Source organism: Cellvibrio sp. pealriver (genome assembly GCF_001183545.1).
Lineage (GTDB): Bacteria > Pseudomonadota > Gammaproteobacteria > Pseudomonadales > Cellvibrionaceae > Cellvibrio.
This window is the reverse complement of sequence record NZ_KQ236688.1, coordinates 2787193-2803384: the sequence shown is the minus strand read 5'-3', so window position 1 is coordinate 2803384 and position 16192 is coordinate 2787193. Positions and strand designations below refer to the sequence as shown.

At 51.2% G+C, this 16192-nt stretch carries 11 protein-coding genes; 6 read left to right on the top strand and 5 right to left on the bottom strand.

The features are described 5' to 3' along the window. Positions 1-86 precede the first annotated feature (86 nt). The 4 genes from fabB to VC28_RS12065 form a co-directional block, all read right to left on the bottom strand. Positions 87-1298 (bottom strand): beta-ketoacyl-ACP synthase I, encoded by a 1212-nt coding sequence (fabB, locus tag VC28_RS12080; RefSeq protein ID WP_049630871.1) that lies wholly within the window; start codon positions 1296-1298, stop codon positions 87-89. Positions 1299-1418: 120 nt separating this feature from the next. Beyond that, positions 1419-1943, bottom strand: a complete 525-nt coding sequence (gene fabA / locus VC28_RS12075) for a 3-hydroxyacyl-[acyl-carrier-protein] dehydratase FabA (protein ID WP_049630870.1) — start codon at positions 1941-1943, stop codon at positions 1419-1421. A 119-nt stretch (positions 1944-2062) separates the two neighbouring features. After that, positions 2063-3025, bottom strand: a complete 963-nt coding sequence (locus VC28_RS12070; protein WP_049630869.1) for a polyprenyl synthetase family protein — start codon at positions 3023-3025, stop codon at positions 2063-2065. 89 nt (positions 3026-3114) lie between these two features. Next, positions 3115-3837: a 4'-phosphopantetheinyl transferase family protein gene (locus VC28_RS12065; RefSeq protein ID WP_049630868.1), complete on the bottom strand. Its 723-nt coding sequence runs from the start codon at positions 3835-3837 to the stop codon at positions 3115-3117. 459 nt (positions 3838-4296) lie between these two features. On the opposite strand from VC28_RS12065, the gene VC28_RS12060 reads away from it, so the two are divergent. The 3 genes from VC28_RS12060 (at position 4297) to VC28_RS12050 (ending at position 9101) form a co-directional block, all read left to right on the top strand. Continuing rightward, positions 4297-6891: a di-heme oxidoredictase family protein gene (locus VC28_RS12060; RefSeq protein WP_197085523.1), complete on the top strand. Its 2595-nt coding sequence runs from the start codon at positions 4297-4299 to the stop codon at positions 6889-6891. A 124-nt stretch (positions 6892-7015) separates the two neighbouring features. Continuing rightward, a complete protein-coding gene (locus VC28_RS12055; RefSeq protein WP_049630867.1) occupies positions 7016-7513 on the top strand; it encodes an FKBP-type peptidyl-prolyl cis-trans isomerase in 498 nt (165 codons plus the stop codon). Positions 7514-7889: 376 nt separating this feature from the next. Further along, positions 7890-9101, top strand: coding sequence for a DUF5009 domain-containing protein (locus VC28_RS12050; protein WP_156184327.1), 1212 nt, complete (start codon positions 7890-7892; stop codon positions 9099-9101). Positions 9102-9104: 3 nt separating this feature from the next. Here VC28_RS12050 and VC28_RS12045 read toward each other — a convergent pair whose 3' ends face one another. After that, complete coding sequence (locus tag VC28_RS12045; RefSeq protein ID WP_049630865.1) at positions 9105-9746, bottom strand: TetR/AcrR family transcriptional regulator; 642 nt, start codon at positions 9744-9746, stop codon at positions 9105-9107. Between the two features lie 318 nt (positions 9747-10064). Between VC28_RS12045 and VC28_RS12035 the strand changes: the two genes are divergently transcribed. From VC28_RS12035 to VC28_RS12025, 3 genes are all read left to right on the top strand, one after another. Then, the gene (locus VC28_RS12035; protein ID WP_231591737.1) at positions 10065-11255 is read left to right on the top strand and encodes an efflux RND transporter periplasmic adaptor subunit; all 1191 of its coding nucleotides are present in this window, start codon (positions 10065-10067) and stop codon (positions 11253-11255) included. 146 nt (positions 11256-11401) lie between these two features. Further along, positions 11402-14626 carry an efflux RND transporter permease subunit gene (locus VC28_RS12030; protein WP_082191520.1) on the top strand — a complete coding sequence of 1075 codons (3225 nt, stop codon included), beginning with the start codon at positions 11402-11404 and terminating at the stop codon, positions 14624-14626. Beyond that, on the top strand, positions 14623-16065 hold the full coding sequence (locus VC28_RS12025) for an efflux transporter outer membrane subunit (RefSeq protein WP_049630863.1): 1443 nt from the start codon (positions 14623-14625) through the stop codon (positions 16063-16065). Before VC28_RS12030 ends, VC28_RS12025 begins: the two co-directional genes overlap by 4 nt. Positions 16066-16192 lie beyond the last annotated feature (127 nt).

Below are 16192 nucleotides of genomic sequence, written 5' to 3'. Positions count from 1 at the left end.
GGGGTCATAAAAAACCCGCGAGGCGCTGGTGCGGCTCGCGGTTTTTGTTTTTGCGGTGGGTAATTAAACCTAAACCCGCAGTCCCTTTAGATTCTTTGAAAAACCAACGTCGCGTTAGTGCCACCAAAACCGAAGCTGTTGGACATCACGCGGTTTAACTTCACGTTGTCTTGGCGCTTGAGCACGATGGGCATGCCTTCAGCTTCAGGGTCGAGGGTTTCGATGTTGGCTGAGGCGCAGATAAAATCGTTTTCCAGCATCAGCAAACTGTAAATCGCTTCTTGTACGCCGGTCGCGCCAAGGCTATGGCCGGTGAGCGATTTGGTGGAGCTGATGGCTGGAATATTGGCACCAAAGGTTTCTTTAATTGCGCGCAATTCAGCCAGATCGCCCACTGGCGTTGAGGTGCCGTGGGAGTTGATGTAGTCGATATCGCCTTCAACGGTTGCCAATGCTTGCTTCATGCAACGCACGGCACCTTCACCAGACGGTGCAACCATGTCGTAGCCATCGGATGTTGCGCCATAACCGACGATCTCGGCGTAAATTTTCGCGCCGCGCGCTTTGGCGTGTTCGTATTCTTCGATGACCAGGCAACCGCCACCGCCTGCAATCACAAAACCGTCGCGGTTCGCATCGTAAGCGCGTGAGGCTTGGCCTGGAGTTTCGTTGTATTTGGTCGAGAGTGCGCCCATGGCATCAAACAGGGCAGTCAGGGTCCAATGCTCTTCTTCACCGCCGCCAGCAAAAACGATGTCTTGCTTGCCGAGTTGGATCTGCTCCAAGGCAACACCAATACAGTGGGCGCTGGTCGCACAGGCTGATGAAATGGAGTAGTTAACGCCTTTGATTTTGAATGGGGTCGCCAAACACGCAGAGGTAGTAGAGCCCATGGTTTGGGTTACACGGTAAGGCCCAACACGCTTCAAGCCTTTTTCGCGCAGGATGTCTGCGGCTTCAACCAAGTTCATGGAAGATGCGCCGCCAGAACCCATAATGATACCGGTGCGCTCATTGGAAACCTGCTCTTCGCTCAACCCTGCATCGGCAATCGCTTGTTGCATAGAGAGGTAAGCGTATGCCGCAGCATCGCCCATAAAACGTAATACCTTGCGATCAATCAGCTCTGACAGGTTGATATCAATAGAGCCTGCGACGTGGCTGCGGAAGCCCATTTCTTTATAGGATTCCTGGAACTTGATACCGGAACGGCCAGCGCGCAAGGCATCCAATACGGCACTTTTATCATTGCCCAGACAGGACACAATCCCCATACCGGTAACAACAACGCGTTTCATAGGCTACCTCTTCTTACTTGAGCTACAGCATACGGGCAGTTATGCCCATTGGCTTGGTTCGGAGCGAGCATTATGCCACAGGCAGTCAGGCGCTCACCCAGTGTAATTATTGCGAACAGATTAGAAGCTGTCAGTGTTTTGGAACAATCCCACACGCAAATCATGCGCGAAGTAAATGTCCTTGCCGTCGCACGATACGCGGCCATCGGCAATTCCCATAATCAACTTGCGCTCGATTACACGCTTCAAATTGATGTGGTAAGTAATTTTTTTGGCAGTAGGCAGGATTTGGCCAGTGAATTTCACTTCGCCACAACCTAACGCGCGGCCGCGGCCGGGGTTGCCTTTCCAGCCGAGGAAGAACCCGACCAATTGCCACATGGCATCCAGCCCCAAACAGCCTGGCATGACAGGATCGCCGGGGAAATGGCAGTCAAAGAACCACAGGTCAGGGCTGATATCCAGCTCTGCCACTATCTCGCCTTTGCCGAATTCGCCGCCGGTTTGGCTGATGTGCACAATGCGGTCGAGCATCAACATGTTGGGTTTTGGCAGCTGTGCGTTGCCTGGGCCGAACAATTTGCCGTCGCCACAGAGGAGCAGGTCTTCGCGGCTGTAAGAGCTTTTGGGTTCAAAGGGAGTCATGGAATTTACTCTGCTAGTGATCATTGCGCGCAGGCTGTGCCTGCGCAAAAGTGCGCCATTCTAACCGCTACGGCTGCATTGTCCAGTTTGGTGGATGCCAGCCGGGGCGTTGGTGCAGGTCAGAAGCTGCGCGCCAGTGAAAATTCAGCCAACTGCTTCATCGCGTGGGTGTAAGGGTTATCAGGCAAAAGTTTCAGCTGTTCGAGTGCTTGTTGTACCTGCTGTTTTGCGGCATCGAGGGTGTAAGTCATGCCGCCGGTGGTTTGCACTATGTCCAATATCGCGGGCAACTGGCTGGCATCGCCATTGCGGATGGCGGCGGCAATCACCTCTGCCTGCGTAGCGGTTCCGGTGCGCATGGCGTAAATCAGTGGCAGGGTAGGTTTACCTTCGGCCAGATCATCTCCCACATTTTTGCCGAGTGTTGCGGCATCGCCGGTGTAGTCCAGCGCATCGTCCACTAATTGGAACGCGACGCCAACATGGCGACCATAGAGACGCAAAGCCTCGCGCTGCGCAGGTGTTGCGCCGCATTGCACCGCGGCTACTTCACAGGCTGCTGCAAATAAGATGGCGGTTTTTTTGTCGATGACGCGGAAGTAGTTTTCTTCATCCACATTCGGGTCTTTGGCGTTAACCAGTTGTTGCACTTCACCTTCGGCGATGACGTTGGTGGTATCGCTCAGGATCGCCATGACATCCATATTGCCGATCGCCACCATCATCTGGAATGCGCGTGAATAGAGGAAATCCCCCACCAGTACGCTCGGCGCATTGCCCCATTGCGCATTGGCAGTCGGGCGGCCGCGGCGCAGGTTAGACATATCCACCACATCGTCATGCAACAAGGTGGCGGTGTGGATAAATTCAATAATCGCCGCGAGCGACAAATGATCTTTCCCCTGATAGCCCAGTGCGTTGGCAGTGAGCAGCACTAGCAATGGACGCAAGCGTTTGCCGCCTGCTTCCACCAAATAATGGCCGATGTTCTCAACCAGTCCGACATCGGAGTGAAGCTTATCGATGATGAGTTGGTTGACTGCGCTGAAGTCGTCTTTGACGGCCTGATGGAATGGCAACATGGGATCTTCTTATCTTGGAGTGAGTGCTGGGAACCGGGTTTTAAAGCGGTAATGTTCAGGCGGCAATGCTAGCAGTGACGACCGGCGAGTCAAGGAAAAGCTGGCAATGCGAGTGCATCAAACCATTCTGCGGCCAGCGGTTGCGCGCTGTGATACGCCAGGGCGCAGTAATCTTGTGGCGATAGCGCCCATTGGTGAAATTGCCACTGATCGCGGAGGCAACCGAGCTGGTCGTCAATGGTTGCGCTGATGGTGTCTGCGTCCCACTCAAAGGCGACCTTTTCCAATCCGGCAGATATGCCTGTGCCCAGCGCTTTGAAAAACGCTTCTTTGAGTGTCCACAGGCGATAGAAATAATCGGCCTGTGCGCTGCCTTGTAGCGATTGCATCTGCGCCTGTTCATTAGGATGGTAATAGTGTTGGGCGATACCGGACAGGTTGCGCGCCGATCGGATACTTTCCAGATCGACTCCCAAAAGCTCAGCTTTGCCCACTGCCAGGACTGCCCAATGGCCGCTGTGACTCAGGCTGAAATGTATATCGCTGTGGGGCAGGTAGGGCTTGCCTTTGTCGGAGCGCAACAGCTCCAACTCTTGCGGTGCCACATCCAAATACCTCGCCAGCACTTTGCGCTGTAGCCAGCGGCTGGCAATGTAACTCTCTTTGCCTCGCATAAATTTTTGCGCCCGCGCATGTTCGCTGGCACTCATGATCTTTGCCGCTTCACGCTGATGCGCATCGGTAAATTGATCCAGATCCAGCAGCCACAGGTGTATTTCCTGTTCGGCTAATGACGCAGAAGCATCGGGCATTGCTCGGGAAAAAACCGGTGCGAAAAGAGGTGGCAAATGTGTCGTCATGGTGTGGATGATCAAGGCTGCGCTGTAGGTGTGTAAGTAGGTGTGTAAGTAGGTGTGTGAATTGTCGATGTGCGCTTTGGATAAAAGTAAAGCAGCACATCATACGCCGATTCGCGTCCCACTTTGTCGGGTTGTGATTCATTCATCAATTCTGTGCGCGATTTGTTAGTTACATCGTTTTTTTAGATGGCCGTATTGATCGTGTTTTTTAACCGAACCTAAAAAATACGCGTTCGCGGCGCTTGTCCGAACACTCTTTTTTCTCATGCTCGCACAATCCTTCTGCGTATCAGAGAGAGCCTGGCTTTTATGGTGAGAAGCTGCAGGCGCTTTTCGTGGCGAATGTGTTTGCCGGTTGATGCCGGTATGCCGTCGCATTCATTCGAATAACAAAACGAGAAGGTAATTAGTATGAACACTACTCCCCCCGGAGCGATTGTGCTGCGGCGCAAAAACTCCTTCAACCGTGACACCCTTAACCGCTTTAGCCAGCTGATGTGTATTACCGCCAGTTTGTTGTGTGCAGGCACTGCATTGGCACAAACCAACCTTGCGCTTAACAAAACCACTTATGCCAGCAGTGAACTGCGCGCCGCCAAAGATGCAGTCGATGGCAGCAGCTACAGCCGTTGGGAATCGACCCAGGGGTTGGAGACGGGCTGGTTAACTGTCGATCTGGGCACCGCGACCAATCTTGGTCAGGTGGTTATCGATTGGGAAGCTGCTAACCCCGAGACTTATCAAATTCAGGGCTCTAACAATAATTCGACCTGGACGACACTCGCGACCAAAACCGGCGGCACTTTTGGCAACCGCACCGACAGTTTCAACGTGAGCGGCAGTTACCGCTATGTGCGCGTCTATGCCACCAAACGCGCGCCGGGCAATGCCTGGGGTTATTCAATATTTGAGATGCGTGTGTTTGGCGGTGCGGCATCGAGCAGTTCATCATCAAGCTCGTCATCGTCCAGTAGCGGCAATCTTGGCTACACGCCCTTGTTCCCCGCAGGCACGCAAGTGACCGAGCAAATCCAATACCGTGAGCCCGATGGCACCTTGGTGACCTTGATGGGCATGCGCTCTACCGAACGCCATGCGCGCGAGCGCGGTGAGCCTTGGTTGGCAGCGAACGAGGCCGATGGCCGCTATTTCACTTATCCGCCGTTCTACTTCCAAAACCGTTCGTTCGGCTTGAAAATCCGCGACACGATTCCGGCGGGCGGGCGAAATATCCGCATCACCATGTTGATCAATGAAGGGACTTTCTTTGGCACCACTTTCAGTTTGTTCCGCAACTCCAGCGACCCAACCGTCACCGAATTTGGTTGGGCGTTGAACTATGGTTTCAATAACCTGAAAGAAGGCAATTTGCCGCGCTGTTTTGATGGTGGCAATGAAGACTGTTATATGGATGTCGATTCCTACTGGAATACCGGCCGCGATCCGCACCGTCCGCTGGTGATGGGTGACCGTATCGAGCTGGCACCGGCACCGCGCCTGGTAGAGATGAGCGAGTCGGACAACCGTGCGCGCATCGATGGCGGCGGCTCGCGCTACTACTCGTTCGAGCAGCTGTATGTCGTCGGTGAGGGCGTTCGCCCCTGGTATGGTGTAGCGCCAAATCTGGATTCGGTACCCGTGCCGAATGATGCGCTGCTCGGTGGTGAAACCAGTATTTCCTACAACTATTCCGAAGAACCCTACCGCGTGTTCCAGCAAATGGCGAACAACATTGGTATCCGCAACACCGACCGCTTCCTCAAAGGTCGCCGCTTGTTCCATACCTCATTTGCGACCGGCCAGCACTCGGAGTTTCCAGCCCAGAACCCCATCTTCAATGAGCACGTTAACCAGTTGGGTAGCAACTTTAACGATGAACGCTGTATCGCCTGTCACCAGTTAAATGGCCGCAGTAAAGCCGCTGTGGCAGGTGCTGCGCTGGATACGCTATCGGTACTGACCGGCGCGCAGGGTAACCTGCCTGATCCTTACTACGGTTTTAACGTCCTGCAGAAAGGTGCGGTGAATAACACCGTGAAGCTGCAGCGCTACGATGTAACCCCGCGCTTCCTGAATGATGGCACCCGCGTGGACATGCACAAACCGGTGTACGAATTCACCGGCCCGGTGCCGCAGTTGTATTCCGTGCGTCAGGCACCGCAAGTCATTGGTGCTGGTTTGTTAGAGGCGATTCCCGAGTCGGCCATTTTGGCGAATGTGGATGCTAACGATACCAATGGCGATGGCGTGCGCGGTAAAGCCAACTTCGTGAAAAATCCGGAAACCGGCGCAACCCAACTCGGCCGTTTTGGCTGGAAAGCAGCAAAAGCCAGTGTGCGCCATCAAGCCGCAGAAGCACTGGTGCAGGATATGGGGGTGACATCGCCTGTGTATCCCGTTCGCTCTTGCCAAAAGACCGACGTGAATTGCCATCAAACCGGCGTGAGCACTCATGTGTCCGAGCTGGAGTTGACTCGTCTGACCAACTATTTGCAGTTGCTCGGCGTACCGGCGCAGCGCAGTTATCGCAGCGGTTATCCAAATGGTATGCGGGTATCGGTAGAGCACGATGTAAACCCGGCGCAAATCGCCCAAGGCAAAACTGTGTTTGAGAATGCCCAATGCGTGGCCTGCCACAAAGCCAGTTTTACCACCGGCAACACGCATCCTTTCGCTGAATTGCGCAACCAAACTATCCGCCCCTACACCGACCTGCTGTTGCACGATATGGGCCCGGACCTTGCTGATACTCTCGCGCAAGACGGTGCTTCTGCCAGCATGTGGCGCACCGCGCCGCTGTGGGGCTTGGGCAGCTTGAAGTACGTGCAAAGCGGCACTTCGGCGGGCGATGAAAGCAGTGTGCGCTACCTGCATGACGGTCGCGCCCGCACGCTGGATGAAGCCATCCTGTGGCACGGCGGTGAAGCAACCAACAGCCGCCTGCGTTATGAAGCGCTTTCCACCGGTGATCGCAATGCACTGAAAGCGTTCCTCAACTCGCTGTAATTTTTGTTCTCCACCGATGTTTGATACATCACTCCTTAGCCCGCTTTATGCGGGCTTTTTTGTTTAAGGCAAATCAGCGACAATTCGCGCCCTCAAAAACACACAGAATCCTTTTGGAGTTGTTATGCAAATCACTGCCAACAAAGTTGTCAGCTTTCACTACCGCCTGAGCGAAACTGGCGGTGAGCTGCTGGAGTCATCCTACGAATCCGATCCAACTCTCTACCTGCATGGCCACAATGGTCTGCTCGCTGCGTTGGAAGCGGCGATGGAAGGCAAACAAGCGGGCGACAAAATCAGCGTAAGCATCACCCCTGAGCAAGGGTACGGCCAGCGCCAGGAAGGTGCGGTGCAACGCATCCCGATCAAACACCTGCACGGTCACGAGAAACTGAAAGGCAAAATCAAACCGGGCATGAAAGTCGCGGTCAATACCCAGCACGGCCCATGGGATGCCGTTGTATTGAAAGTCGGTAAATTCAATGTCGATATCGACAGCAACCATCCACTGGCTGGTAAAAATCTGGACTTTGAATTGGAGATCGTTGAAGTGCGCGATGCGACCGACGAAGAGCTCGCCCACGGTCATGCGCACGGCGTTGGTGGTCATCACCACGATTAAGTTTTTTCTCTATCAAGTTTTTGATAGCACTACCGCGAAAAGCCCGTCTACTGTTGCGTAATGTCCGTCCGTTTAGCGCTCATCGTCACTCCCGCTTGCGGGAGTCCAGCTTTAGATTTTAAAACCACTGGATCCCCGCATGCGGGGATGACGTTCTTGTAAATATCTATCTCTTTCTCACGCACCCGCTTGGGAATGCATACCTCTCGTGAATCGCGCTCTCCCAAGTCGTTGGTGTACCTGTGTAGGGATTTGTAAATCGGCAGTCAACGTTGTCATTTTTGGATTGCGGCTTTAGGTGCCGCTCGGTTATTGTGGATTTTTACAAAAAATCAACCATAACAATGATCCCCATCAGGGGCGCAAGGGCAATCACATGAATAATCCCGTTAGTAACGCCAACCGCGTTTTATCCATCGATGTTTTCCGCGGCATCATTATTTTTACCATGGTCTTTGTGAATGAATTGGCCGGTGTGGCCGATATTCCCCAGTGGATGAAACATTTACCGGCCGATGTCGATGGCATGACCTTTGTTGATCTGGTTTTCCCCGCATTTTTATTTATCGTCGGCATGTCAATTCCGTTTGCAATCCAGGCGCGCGCCAACAAGGGTGATTCCGCATTGGAGATTTTCAAACACATCGCCCTGCGCAGTCTCGGGCTAATGGTGATCGGCGTGTTTATGGTGAATGCGGAGTCGGGCTACGATGCAGCCGCGATGAGCATCTCCATGCCGCTGTGGACCTTGTTAATGTTTATCTGTGTGTTGCTGATTTGGTCGAATTATCCCAAAACACTTTCACCCACTATTTCACTCGGCGCAAAACTGATTGGCGTTGCCGGATTAATAATGCTTTGGTGGTTGTACCAAGGCCCGGATAACACCGGCATGACCACACAGTGGTGGGGAATTCTCGGGTTAATCGGTTGGGCATATTTGTTGGCAGGCTCGTTGTTTTTAATCACACGTCAGTTTGCATCACCCGCCACGCAATTTTTCACACTCGCCGTTGCAGCGCTTGGTTTGATTGTGTTGTTTTTTATTTTGGATAAAAACAAAGCCGATTTAGCGGGCGTTCCGGTGTTGGAAACTCTGGCCGGATTCAACGGCAATCACACCCATGCCGCGATTGTGTTGGCTGGTGTCATTCTCTCGCAATTATTTTATCTGCCAAATTTTGCAGCAAGTAAATTTAAAAACTATTTAATTTTTACCGGCGTAGTCTGCGCGTTGGCATTCGCCAGTTGGCAGGTCTCACCCATTTCCAAAATTTGGGCAACACCTAGCTGGGCATTGTTCAGCGTATTTTTTTGCTGTGTGATTTTCGGTGCGGTGTATTGGTTGGTCGATGTCAAACAGCAGCGCCGCTGGACGGTATTTTTTGAACCCTCCGCCACCAATCCTTTATTGGTGTATATCCTGCCGTATATCGTGCTGTCGCTGTGCGGGATTTTCGGTTTTTATCTGCGCCCTGAATATTTTAACGCGGGTGTGCCGGGCATTATCTGGAGCCTGTTGTTTGCTTGCGTGATCATGGGAATTGGCGCGCTGCTGACGCGCACGGGGTTGCGCGTCAAGCTGTAAATATCATGTTGGTTCGGTGCACGGCCAGGTCGGTTTTGTGCTGAACCAAAATTCCGGTTTTAAACCGAGTATGCGATAAATCCCTTCCGGTAAATCTTTTTTAATGTTGCTGATATTGCGTGTCACGCGCGCGTGCATGATTGCGCCTTGCACGTATTGTTGCATCAGGCGCGCCAGTTGTTCCGGGTCTTTTGCGTTTTGCAAATAATTGTTGTTAAGCAAGCTGAGCACCAGTGCCTGATTGTATTTTGCGCCGCGCTCGGTCATGACTTGCAAGGTATCGCTAATGCGATTCTCGCCACAGCCCGCTTGCATACCGGCGGTAAAAAACGCGCAGCCGGGCACGTTGTCTTTATCTTCGCCAACCTTGTTAATAAAAATAAATTGCAACCAATTTTCCAACTGTTCGAGTGGGCTATTGATGGGAGAAAAAATACAATCCAGCTCGCGGCGAATTTCATCCCAGTAATGATTGGTTGCTTCGCAAAACAGCTGCGCTTTGGATTCAAAGTGGTGATAGAAGCTGCCTTTGGTAACGCCTGCCTGCTTGCAGATTTCGTTCACACCCACAGAATTGTAATTGCTGTTCCAGATCAGGTTCAGCGCGGTTTCCAGTAGGACGGTGCGGGTGTCGGTGGCGTTCATTACTCGGTTCTCATACAAAGACTAGGGTTATTATGATACCGGCCGGTATGTTTTTCAATCGGCCATTTTCCCATCTATACCAGCTGCAGGCATAAAGTTGCTCTCGCATCAAAAAAGTATCCAACAGCAAACCTATTGATTTTATTGGTATTTGTTCTTCTTTTTCCCATCTTGCGCCCGCCAGTGTGAACGCCACCTGAAAAATTTTGTTGACCAGCATACCGACCGGTATGTATGCTTTTCTCAAATGCCGATTTAGACCCCTCCAAGGAGTTTCAAATAGTCATTCATTTGCTAACGGATTTTAGGAGACTTCCCATGAGTAGCACCATGAATAGCAAGAGTACTGCCGCTGTATCGCGCCGTACCTTCCAATACACAGCCGCCGCCATACTTGCAGGTATAGTCGGTTTTTATTATGTGACCGGAGTAGACGCTGCAACCCCTGCAGCCGTACCACCTGCACCAACTGTGGATGTGGTGGTGCTGGAGCCACAAACCATCCGTGCCTGGGCTAATTTCTCTGGTCGCCTCGCGCCGGTAGAAAGCGCCGCCATCAAACCTCTGGTGAGCGGCACTATCCAGCAAGTACTGTTTAGCGAAGGTCAGCAAGTGAAAAAAGGCCAGCCGCTGTTTGTGATTGACCCGCGTCCGCATCAGGCATCGGTGCAACGCGCCCAGGCACAATTGGCGACAGCGCAATCGCGCGCAAAACTGGCGAAAGATGAATTGGATCGCTCACAGCAATTGATTGCAGCCAAGTTGATATCGCAAAGCATTTACGATTCCGCTTTCAGTGCGCATCAGGTGGCGCAGGCCGATGTAAAACAAGCAGAGGCGGCGTTGAATCAAGCAAAACTGGATTTGGAATATGCGCACATCAGTGCACCGATTTCCGGCCGTGTAGGTCGTGCTGAATTGACGGTAGGTAATGTGGTGGAAGCGGGGGCAAATGCGCCGCTGCTTACGCAGATTGTGGCGAACGACAAACTCTATGCAGAATTTAATGTGGATGAAGCGACCTACATTCAATTTGTACGCAACACCAAAAACACACAGGACATGCCGGTGGAATTAACACTCGCCAGCGATGCCAGCGTGACCTACAAAGGTTACATCTCTGCCTTTGATAATCGTCTGGATACCAATAGCGGCACCATTCGTGCGCGCGCTGTATTTGAAAACAACGACGGCGCATTAACCGCCGGTATGTTTGCCAATGTGCGCTTGGGTTCAGCAGAAAAAATGCAGGCGTTATTAATTCCCGAGCGTGCCATTGGCACCAACCAAAGCAAAAAATATGTATTGGTTGTGGATGAAAATAATACCGCGAATTATCACGAAGTTACCTTGGGTGATCACTATCAAGGCCAGCGCGTGATTGTCGCGGGTGTCAATGCGGGCGATAAAATTATCGTCAATGGTCTGTCTCATGTGCGACCGAATAGCGTCGTCAATCCAAGTGTTACGCAAGAGGGTGCTGCAACCAAGGTTGCGTCGTCGCACTGATCTGATTACACACTAGCTTTCCGATTGTTTTATAGCGAGATCTGTTGGTGCTTTGCACCAGCAGTCTCCAAGCTCGTCATTTGGTTTTATTCACATTTTTACATTTTCAATTCGATTTTTATTGTAGCCATGCAGGCAGGTTCAGTATGAACATATCCAAATTTTTCGTGGATCGCCCCATTTTCGCCGGTGTGATTTCACTGTTGATTTTTATCGGTGGCGCTATCGCCATGTTTCAATTGCCCATTTCGGAATACCCTGAAGTATCGCCGCCATCGGTGGTCGTGAATGCCTCCTATCCGGGTGCAAACCCGAAAGTGATTGCTGAAACCGTAGCAACACCCTTGGAAGAGCAGCTGGCGGGCACGGAAAATATGTTGTACATGTTTTCACAAGCGACTACCGATGGCCGGTTGACTTTAACGGTGACATTTAAGATCGGAACCGATCCGGATCTTGCACAGCAAATGGTGCAAAACCGTATTTCCCAGGCGCTGCCGCGCTTGCCCGATGTTACTCGCCAGCGCGGTGTAACCGTCGTAAAAAGCTCGCCTGATTTAACCATGGTGGTACATTTAATTTCGCCGGACAAAAGTTACGACGAACTTTATCTGCGCAACTACGCGCTGATGAATATTAAGGATGAGCTCGCCAAAGTGCCGGGTGTGGGTATGGTGCGTTTGTTTGGTTCTGGCGATTACGCCATGCGTATTTGGTTGAATCCGGAAAAAATTGCTGAAAAAAATCTCACTGCAAATGATGTGGTCAACGCTGTGCGCGAACAAAACGTGCAAGTGGCTGCCGGTATTATCGGCGGTGCGCCAGTGACCGATTTGGTGGATGTGCAATTGCCCGTGAATGCCAAAGGCCGTTTGGATAATCCGGAAGAGTTTGGTGAAATTATTATTCGCGCGGGTAGCAATGGTGAAATTACCCGCTTGAAAGATGTCGCCCGTGTGGAAATGGGTGCGTCAGAATTTGCGCTGAATTCCATGCTCGATAGTCAACCGGCCGTTGCTATTCCTATTTTCCAGGCACCCGGCGCAAATGCTATCCAAATTTCTGACAATGTGCGCGCCACTATGGCGGAATTGAAAGAGCGGTTTCCCGTCGGTGTGGATTACCACGTTGTGTATGACCCTACCATTTTTGTAAAAAGCTCAATCAAAGCAGTGATCAAAACCTTGCTTGAAGCACTGGCGTTGGTTGTGGTGGTGGTGATTCTGTTTTTACAAACCTGGAGAGCCTCCATTATTCCGCTGCTCGCCGTTCCGGTTTCGATTATCGGTACCTTTGCATTGATGTGGGCGTTTGGTTTTTCCATCAACACGCTTTCGCTATTTGGTTTGGTGTTGGCGATTGGTATCGTCGTTGACGATGCGATTGTGGTAGTGGAAAACGTTGAGCGAAATATTGAAGAGGGTTTAACGCCGCTTGCTGCAACTTATAAAGCGATGCAGGAAGTTAGCGGGCCGATTATTGCTATTTCGTTAACGTTGATTGCGGTGTTTGTGCCTATCGCATTCGTGAGTGGTTTGACTGGTCAGTTCTACAAACAATTTGCGTTGACTATTGCGATTTCCACCGTGATTTCAGCGGTTAACTCACTCACGCTCAGCCCGGCATTAGCTGCACTGTTGTTAAAAAGTCACGATGCACCTAAAGACCGTTTGACCAGAGGGATGGATAAAGTATTCGGTGGTTTCTTCGGCTGGTTCAACCGCAGCTTTGCGCGTGCGTCCGGTAATTACTCTACACAAGTCGGAAAAATTTTAGGCCGCAAAATGGCTGCAGTCGGTGTTTATGCAGTGTTGCTTGGTGTTGCAGTAGTTGGGTTCAATATTATCCCCAAAGGTTTTGTGCCTGCGCAGGATAAACAATATCTGATTGCGTTTGCGCAATTGCCTGACGGCGCGACTCTGAACCGCACCGAGCAAGTGATCCGTGAAATGGGTGAAATTGGTTTGGCTGAAGCCGGTGTGGAAAATGCGGTGCAATTTCCTGGCTTGAGTATTAACGGTTTCACCAACAGCTCCAGCGCGGGCATTGTGTTTTTCCCGTTAAAAGATTTTGACCAGCGCACCAGTGATGATCTTTCTGCAGGTGCTATTGCGCACAAATTGCAAATGAAATTTGCCGGTATAGAAGAAGCGTTTATTGCGATCTTCCCTCCACCACCTGTGCGTGGTTTGGGTACAACCGGCGGATTTAAATTGCAAATTGAAGACCGCGCAGGTTTGGGTTACGAAAAGCTGGCTGAAGTGGTTGCGCAGGTGCAACAAAAAGCTATGCAGCGCCCGGAGCTTGCGAGTGTGTTTTCCAATTACAAAATTAATGTGCCGCAATTGTATGCCGACGTGGATCGCACCAAAGCCAAACAGCTGGGTCTGAATGTGAAAGATGTCTTCGACACCATGCAAGTGTATCTCGGCTCTTTGTATGTGAATGACTTTAACCAATTTGGTCGTACTTATCAGGTTATCGCGCAAGCGGATGCAGAGTATCGCAACACGCCTGATGACGCGCTCAAATTAAAAGTGCGCAATGCACAGGGCGATATGGTGCCGCTGGGTGCAGTGCTCACCATGCAAGAAAGTTATGGCCCTGAAAGTGCTGCGCATTACAACGGTTATTTGGCGGCGGATATTAATGGCAATGCCGCGCCCGGTTATTCAAGTGGGCAGGCACAGGATGCAATTGCTGAAATTCTGGATGAAGTGTTGCCTGCAGGTATTGTGTATGAGTGGACCGATTTAACTTATCAGGAAGTGCTCGCCGGTAATACCGCGATTTATATTTTGCCATTGTGTTTGCTGTTGGTGTTTTTGGTGCTTGCCGCGCAGTACGAAAGTTTGGCGTTGCCACTGGTCGTCGTGACAATTGTTCCGCTCTCGATTTTGTCTGCACTTTTTGGTGTGTGGGTTACCAATGGTGATAACAATATTTTTACGCAGATCAGTTTGTTTGTGCTGGCGGGGCTTGCCAGTAAAAACGCGATTTTGATTGTGGAATTTGCGCGTGAACTGGAAATGCGCGGCATGGAAACTTATCAAGCAGCAATTACCGCGAGCCGTATGCGTTTACGCCCAATCCTGATGACATCTTTCGCGTTCATTATGGGTGTACTGCCGATGGTGTTTTCTACCGGTGCCGGTGCCGAAATGCGCAGCGTGATGGGTATTGCGGTGTTCTCGGGCATGTTGGGCGTGACCTTCTTTGGTTTATTTTTCACGCCAATGTTTTATGTGTTGCTGCGCAAACTGGAAGGTAATCGCAGTTATAAAGAAGACAATCGCAGTTATAAAGTTGAAGATCATTCTGTTCCTGCCATTGAAGATAAAAGTGCAGGGCATAAAGAGGTGCATATATGAACCGGAAACCTTTATTGAAATTATTTAGCCTTGCATTGCTACCCTTGGTCATCAGTGCCTGTAGCGGATTCAAATCTGTCGAGCATGCACGTGATCTGGCAACCACACCAACACTGCCTGCTGCATTTGCAGTACAGCAAGGTGTGACACAGGAGCAGCCTGTGGTTGCCTGGTGGTCGCAATTAAACGATGAGCAGTTAAATCAATTAATTGCCGATGCGTTGCAACAAAACCATTCGATCCGTATTGCGCAAGCATCGCTTGCTGAATCGCGCGCACTGCTGCGCAACAGCAAGTTGGATCGCTACCCAACAGTGGAAGCCAATGTCAGTGGCACACGCCAAAAACAAAGTGCAGATGTTGTAGGTGCAGGTGATCGCATCAGTGAAACCTATCAAGCCGGTTTTGATGCGAGTTGGGAGTTGGATGTGTTTGGCCGTGTGCGCAATGGTGTGAAATTATCCAAAGCACAATTGGCCGCAAGCGAAGCCGATTTGCAAGCAGCACAAGTCAGCATCGCAGCGGAAGTCGCCAGTGCTTACATCACCTTGCGTGGCAACCAGTATTTATTGGATGTAGCGCTGCGCAATGTGATCAACCAACAGGAAACGCTGCAACTTACCGAACGTTTTGAAGAAGTTGGGCGTGGCGATCAGTTAGATGTTACGCGCGCCGAAGCGCAGCTTGAATTAACGCGCGCGAGTATTCCGGTGTTGCATGCGCAAGTGAATGTGGCGTTGAATCGCATAGGCGTACTCACCGGAAAACCAACCGCTGAATTAAAAACGGCGCTGACGCAAACCAAATCTTTGCCGGAAGTACCTGCATCCTTTGCGGTGGGAAATCCTGCGGATTTATTAAAACGTCGGCCTGACATTCGCAGTGCAGAAAATGCGCTTGCCGGTGCAGTCGCTGAATACAATATTCGTGTGGCCGATTTGTATCCCAGCATTACTTTTAGCGGTGGCCTTGGTTATTTATCGACGGATTGGACGCGCTTGGGCAACAGCGGAACCGATACTTTTTCCTTCTCACCACGCATTCAATGGGCGGCGTTAAATCTCGGCCGCGTGGATGCACAAATTGATGCTGCCGATGCCCGCACCCAGGCACGTGTTGCGGAATTTGAACAAAAAGTATTGGTGGCGCTGGAGGAAACCGATAACGCTTTGCAAAATTTCTCGCGTGAGGAAGAGCGCCGTACCGATTTACAGCGCGCATTAAATGCCAGTAACCAAGCTGCGTTTTTTGCCCGTAAACGGTTTGAAGTAGGCAGCAGCGATTTTCTAACCGTGCTCGATGCAGAGCGTTCGCAGCTAACCATTAGTGCGCAGTTGGCGCAGAGCGATATGCAGGTGCTATTAAATTTAGTCGCGGTCTATAAATCGCTGGGCGGCGGCTGGGAGTTGAATAATGCTGCTGTTGCAGCACGTAATTAACCGATATCGATTTACCCCTCACTGGAAACCCAGTGCTCCTTTGCCTGCCGTCGCCCCCCCTTGGCGGCGGTGGGTCTTTTTATTTGTTATAGTGGTTTATATTTTATTTGCACCCATTTAATGCCCA

Bases quoted from the DNA above. Each gene is read 5' to 3' on its own strand.
- fabB (WP_049630871.1), bottom strand. From the start codon at position 1,298: ATGAAACGCGTTGTTGTTACCGGTATGGGGATTGTGTCCTGTCTGGGC.
- fabA (WP_049630870.1), bottom strand. From the start codon at position 1,943: ATGACTCCCTTTGAACCCAAAAGCTCTTACAGCCGCGAAGACCTGCTC.
- VC28_RS12070 (WP_049630869.1), bottom strand. From the start codon at position 3,025: ATGTTGCCATTCCATCAGGCCGTCAAAGACGACTTCAGCGCAGTCAAC.
- VC28_RS12065 (WP_049630868.1), bottom strand. From the start codon at position 3,837: ATGCCCGATGCTTCTGCGTCATTAGCCGAACAGGAAATACACCTGTGG.
- VC28_RS12060 (WP_197085523.1), top strand. From the start codon at position 4,297: ATGAACACTACTCCCCCCGGAGCGATTGTGCTGCGGCGCAAAAACTCC.
- VC28_RS12055 (WP_049630867.1), top strand. From the start codon at position 7,016: ATGCAAATCACTGCCAACAAAGTTGTCAGCTTTCACTACCGCCTGAGC.
- VC28_RS12050 (WP_156184327.1), top strand. From the start codon at position 7,890: ATGAATAATCCCGTTAGTAACGCCAACCGCGTTTTATCCATCGATGTT.
- VC28_RS12045 (WP_049630865.1), bottom strand. From the start codon at position 9,746: ATGAACGCCACCGACACCCGCACCGTCCTACTGGAAACCGCGCTGAAC.
- VC28_RS12035 (WP_231591737.1), top strand. From the start codon at position 10,065: ATGAGTAGCACCATGAATAGCAAGAGTACTGCCGCTGTATCGCGCCGT.
- VC28_RS12030 (WP_082191520.1), top strand. From the start codon at position 11,402: ATGAACATATCCAAATTTTTCGTGGATCGCCCCATTTTCGCCGGTGTG.
- VC28_RS12025 (WP_049630863.1), top strand. From the start codon at position 14,623: ATGAACCGGAAACCTTTATTGAAATTATTTAGCCTTGCATTGCTACCC.